Below are 5,400 nucleotides of genomic sequence, written 5' to 3'. Positions count from 1 at the left end.
GGCTTCAAACAACCCTTCGCGAAGGGTTTCGGTGCGGGCCTCGGACTCACCGCCGGTGCGGGCGCGGTCGCGCTGGTCTTGACCGTCGTCAGCCTGCTCGGCATGGGTCTGGTCGGCCGGGCCTTCAGTGGCATGGCATCGAGTGTCCAAAACAGCATGACCCATGTTTGGGGTCCGGCCAACGCCTCAAACACTTTGCTGGCGCTCAACATCGAGGGCACGATCGACACTGCCGGTGGCGCATCGTTGTATTCCAGCGCCACCTACGGCTACGAGATCGCCGACCAGCTGGACGCCTTGGGAACCGACGACTACGCCGGGGTGATGCTGCTGATGAACACGCCGGGTGGCAGCATCACGGGATCACGAGCGATAGCCGATGCGGTCGTCCGCTATCAGGAACGCACCGGTAAGAAGGTCGTCGCCTATGTGCAGGGCATGTCGGCATCAGGTGGCATGTATGCGATGTCTCCGGCCGACCTGATCATCTCGGATCATGGCACCATGATCGGCAGCATCGGGGTGATCATGGGACCGTTCGCCTATTACCGCGAGGTGACCGGCCTGACCGGCAATATCCTGAGCTCCGGAGTGACGACCAGCGGCGGCATCACGCAGGAGTACCTCACCCAGGGCACCGGCAAGGATTTCGGAAATCCGTTCCGTGAGATGACCGAGCAGGAGCGTGAGACCTACACCGGCAACATCGCGGTCGAATACCAGGCCTTCGTCGACTTCGTTTCGCAGCATCGTGACATCCCTGCCGAGCGCATCGTCAATGAGTTGGGCGCCTTCATGTTCGATCCGCAGACGGCGATCGACAAAGGCCTGATCGACGAGATGCTCGGGCGCACTGATGGCTTCCGGCGGGCCGCCGAGTTCAGCGGTGTCGATGCCTCTGACACCAAGGTGGTGAGCCCCGGCATGCCCGGCGGGCTGGCCCAGCTCTTCGGTGTGGAGGCCCGGGTGCCCGGCCACAATCAGCCGCTCAGCGTCAACGACGGGCTCGCCCCCACCAGCTCGATCTGCGTAGGATCGCCGACCGTGCTGGCGTTCGCAGGAGAGTTCACCGCAGTCTGCGGCGGCTGAGATTAGGACACTACAGATAGGCGTCCCGGCGGTGACGGATCGTCACCACGTAAACGACCACCTGTTCGTCCTCAATCCGGTAGATCACCCGGAACTCGCCTCGCCGGGCAGTATGGAGCCCTTCGAGTTCGCCGCGCAGCGGCTTTCCAACTCGATGCGGATTCTCGGCCAGCGGGCCGAGAATGAACTCAAGGCATGCCGCCGCCACTGATTCTGGCAGGTCCCGATGGATTGCCCGTTTCGCTGCGCGAGACCATTTGACGCTGTAGATCACCGACGCCCTCGCCGCTGTGGTGAAAGATCGGCGAGGACTTCCTCAGTGGTCAGGGCTTCGCCTGCGTCAAACTGATCGATTGCATCCCGCAACTCCTTGACCAGGTCGGCATCAGCCAGGATGTCGAGAGTCTCCATCAGCGCGTCGTAATCGTCCGCGCCGAGCACAACCGCAGCGCGAACGCCGTTGCGAGTGATCTCGACCCGCTGGTGGGTTCGCACGGCTTCATCAATGATGCGCGAGAGCTGTGCACGCGCCTCGGCCAGTGGCATCACGGTCATGTACTGAATTCTAGCGTGTGGCCCGTGTTCGACTCAGCGCACGCCGAAGTACTTCGCCTCCGGGTGATGGACGATCATCGCGTCGGTCGACTGTTCGGGATGCAGCTGATACTCCTCGGAAAGCACGACTCCGATCCGCTCCGGATCCAAGAGCCGGCACAGCGGTTCGCGTAGGTCCAGGTCGGGGCACGCCGGGTAGCCGAAGCTGTAGCGGCTACCCCGGTAGGCCTGATCGTCGATCTGAGCTGCGATCTCGCCGTCCTGGCCGGCGAATCCGAGTTCGCTGCGTACCCTCTGATGCCACATCTCAGCAAGCGCCTCGGCCAACTGAACAGACAGCCCGTGCAACTCGAGGTACTCGCGGTAGTTGTCGGACTCGAAGAGCCGCTGGGTGGCGGCCGAGACCCGATGCCCCATCGTGACCAATTGCAGGCCGAGCACGTCGGGCCCCAACTCGGCGGCCTCGTCCGCATCCCTGAAGTAATCTGCCAGGCACAGCCTTCGGTCGCGCGGCTGGCGCGGGAAGGTGAACCGGGTTGTCTCGGTAGCCTGGTCGACGGGGTCGAGAACAATCAGATCGTTGCCCTGCGAGTAGCAGGGGAAGTAGCCGTAAACCACGGCGAACTCGTTGAGTCCATCGGCCAGGATCATGTCGAGCAGGGCCCGCAGCCGCGGTCGGCCTTCGGATTCGATGAGCTCGGCGACCGTGTGGCCATTGCGCACGGCATGCAGGCCCCAGCGTCCGACGAAGAGCGCCTTCTCGTCGAGGAATCCGGTTACCTCGCTCAGCTGAATGCCTTTGACGACCCGGCTTCCCCAGAACGGCGGAGTCGGCACGTCGATGCGACGGACGACATCCGAGCGCACCGTGTCGTCGTCCAGCGGTGGGAGCTCTTGGTCGTTCTTGCGCGGCTTCACCCGGCGTTCGCGCACCGGCGGCAGTTCGACGCCCGGATCGCCCCTCTTGATCGCCATGAAGGTGTCCATCAGATTCAGACCCTCGAAGGCGTCTTTCGCGTATCGGACGGTGCCTTCATAGAGGCTGGCCAGGTCTTGGTCGACGAACGGACGAGTGAGTGCCGCACCGCCGAGGATCACCGGGAACTGCCTGGAAAGCCCGCGATCGTTCAGCTCGAGCAGGTTGTCCTTCATCACCAGCGTCGACTTCACCAGCAGCCCGGACATACCGATCACATCGGCATTGCTCTGCTCCGCCGCATCGACGATCGCCGAGACAGGCTGCTTGATGCCCAGGTTCACCACCGTGTAGCCATTGTTCGAGACGATGATGTCGACCAGGTTCTTGCCGATGTCGTGCACATCGCCCTTGACGGTTGCCAGCACCAAGGTGCCCTTGCCGGCGCCTGCGTCCGAGGCCTCCATGTACGGCTCCAGATAGGCGACCGCCTTCTTCATGGTCTCCGCGCTCTGCAGGACGAACGGCAGCTGCATCTGACCCGAGCCGAAGAGCTCGCCGACGGTCTTCATGCCCGCGAGCAGGTCGTCGTTGATGATCTCCAACGCCGCTTTGGTCTGCAGCGCCTCGGCGAGATCGGCGTCCAGGCCCTTGTCGTTGCCGTCCACGATGCGCCGCGCCAACCGCTCGGACAGTGGCAGATTGACAAGCTCGGCCTCCCGCTGTTCGCGGAGCGACGCCGAAGTGACCCCTTCGAACAGATCCAGGAACTTCGACAGCGGATCGTAATCATCGGTGCGCCGGTCGTAGACCAGGTCGAGCGCCGTCTGGTACTGCTCGTCGGGAATCCGGTCGGTCGGCATGATCTTCGCGACGCTGACGATGGCGGAATCGAGTCCGGCCTTGACGCACTCGTCGAGGAAGACACTGTTCAGCACCACCCGTGCCGCCGGGTTCAGCCCGAAGCTGATGTTGGACACACCAAGAGTGGCGCCGACCCGCGGATGCGCCGTCTTGAGTTGGCGGATCGCCTCGATGGTGGCCAGCCCGTCACGCCTGGTCTCCTCCTGGCCGGTGGCGATCGGGAAGGTCAGGCAGTCGACGAGGATGTCGCCCTCATCGATGCCCCAGTCGCCGGTGAGCGTGGCGATCAGCCGTTCGGCGACCTGCACCTTCCACTGCGTGGTGCGGGCCTGACCTTGTTCATCGATGGTCAGCGCGACCACCGCGGCACCGTGCTCGGCCACTAGCGGCATCACCCGCTGGAAACGCGACTGGGGCCCCTCACCATCCTCGAAGTTGACCGAGTTGATGATCGCGCGGCCGGGCAAATGGTTCAGTCCCGCCTCGATCACCGCAGGCTCGGTCGAGTCGAGCATCACCGGCAAAGTCACCGCGCTGGCGAATCTGGACGCAAGTGTGACCATGTCATCGGCACCGTCGCGTCCGACATAGTCGACGCACAGATCGACGACGTGCGCACCGGAGCGCGACTGGTCACGTCCGATCTGGACGCATTCGTCCCAGTTGCCCGCCAGCATCGCCTCGCGGAATGCCTTCGAACCGTTGGCGTTGGTGCGCTCGCCGATCGCCAGATAGCTGGTCTCCTGCTTCAAGGCGGCGTCGGAGTACAGCGAAGCGACGGCGTTGACGATCTGCGGGCTGCGCTGTTGAACTGCGCGCTGAGGCCCGATGGCGTCGACGACCTGCCGGATGTGCTCGGGTGTGGTGCCACAGCAACCGCCCACCAGCGCCAGCCCGCATTCGTCCACGTAGTCGTCGAGTGCACGCGCCAACTCGTCGGGCTGCAACGGGTAACGGGCACCGTCGGCCGTCAGCTCCGGCAGGCCCGCGTTCGGCATGGCCGAGATGCCGATTCCGGCGTGCCTGGCCAGATAACGCAGATGCTCGCCCATCTCGGCAGGACCGGTGGCGCAGTTGAGCCCCAGAATATCGATGCCCAGCGGAGCGAGAGTGGCCAACGCGGCCCCGATCTCGCTGCCCAGCAGCATCGAGCCCGTGGTCTCGACGGTGATCGAGACGAAAATCGGCAGGTCGTCGGCTCCGCAGGCGGCTCGCGCCCGTTTGGCGCCGATCACCGCGGCCTTGGCCTGTTGTAGATCTTGACAGGTTTCGATCTGGACGGCGTCAATGCCACCACGGATCATCGCCTCGACCTGCGTCTGGTAGGCGTCGCGCAGCGTAACCGCTTCGATGTGGCCCAGCGTCGGCAGCTTCGTGCCGGGCCCCACGCTGCCCAGCACGAAACGGGGGTGCTCGGGGGTGCTGAACTCGTCGGCCACCTGCCGGGCGATCCGGGCACCGGCCTGCGCCAGCTCGGCGATCTGGTCGGCGATGTCGTACTCGTTGAGCGCGGCATAGTTCGCGCCGAAGGTGTTGGTCTCGACGCAATCACTGCCGACGCGATAGTAGGCACGGTGAATCTCGGCCACCACGTCGGGACGCGAGCGGTTGAGTACCTCGTTGCAGCCTTCGTATCCCTCGAAATCGTCGAGGGTCAGATCGAAGCCTTGAAGCATCGTGCCCATTGCTCCGTCGGCAACGAGCACGCGGCGGAAGAGATGATCACGGATGGCAGCAGACACGACGCCAAGGATAGCGACGATGCGTGCCCGAGGATCTGTTGACCAGACGACTTCGCCGTCAGCGGATCGCCGGACCGAACCAGAGCGTGTCTCTTAATGGGTTTCGGTGTGGATGATGGCGGCGGCGAGTAGTACGCCGCCGAGGAATGTGCGGGCGTGTTTGTCGTAGCGGGTGGCGATGACTAGTCGCCAGCGTCGTAGAGCGTCTGCGCGAGCGACAGCACTGCTGTCTTA

General features: G+C 64.1%; 4 protein-coding genes. 1 reads left to right on the top strand and 3 read right to left on the bottom strand.

The window, feature by feature from the left end; genetic code table 11:
- A partial coding sequence (locus AAFP05_RS08055) for a S49 family peptidase (RefSeq protein ID WP_341729345.1) occupies nucleotides 1-1,089 on the top strand: 1,089 nt, incomplete at its 5' end.
- A 10-nt stretch (nucleotides 1,090-1,099) separates the two neighbouring features.
- Here the strand turns inward: AAFP05_RS08055 and AAFP05_RS08050 are convergent.
- The 3 genes from AAFP05_RS08050 to metH are packed head-to-tail and all read right to left on the bottom strand — an operon-like array spanning nucleotide 1,100 to nucleotide 5,166.
- Nucleotides 1,100-1,363, bottom strand: a complete 264-nt coding sequence (locus tag AAFP05_RS08050; protein WP_341729344.1) for a type II toxin-antitoxin system RelE/ParE family toxin — start codon at nucleotides 1,361-1,363, stop codon at nucleotides 1,100-1,102.
- The gene (locus AAFP05_RS08045; RefSeq protein ID WP_341729343.1) at nucleotides 1,360-1,644 is read right to left on the bottom strand and encodes a type II toxin-antitoxin system Phd/YefM family antitoxin; all 285 of its coding nucleotides are present in this window, start codon (nucleotides 1,642-1,644) and stop codon (nucleotides 1,360-1,362) included. The genes AAFP05_RS08050 and AAFP05_RS08045 overlap by 4 nt, the downstream gene beginning before the upstream one ends.
- Nucleotides 1,645-1,677: 33 nt before the next feature.
- On the bottom strand, nucleotides 1,678-5,166 hold the full coding sequence (gene metH / locus AAFP05_RS08040) for a methionine synthase (protein WP_341729342.1): 3,489 nt from the start codon (nucleotides 5,164-5,166) through the stop codon (nucleotides 1,678-1,680).
- Nucleotides 5,167-5,400: the final 234 nt, after the last annotated feature.

The organism is Brooklawnia sp. (assembly GCF_032229645.1).
Lineage (GTDB): Bacteria > Actinomycetota > Actinomycetes > Propionibacteriales > Propionibacteriaceae > Brooklawnia.
Note: the sequence above shows the minus strand (reverse complement) of the source record. Positions and strands in the feature narration are given on the sequence as shown.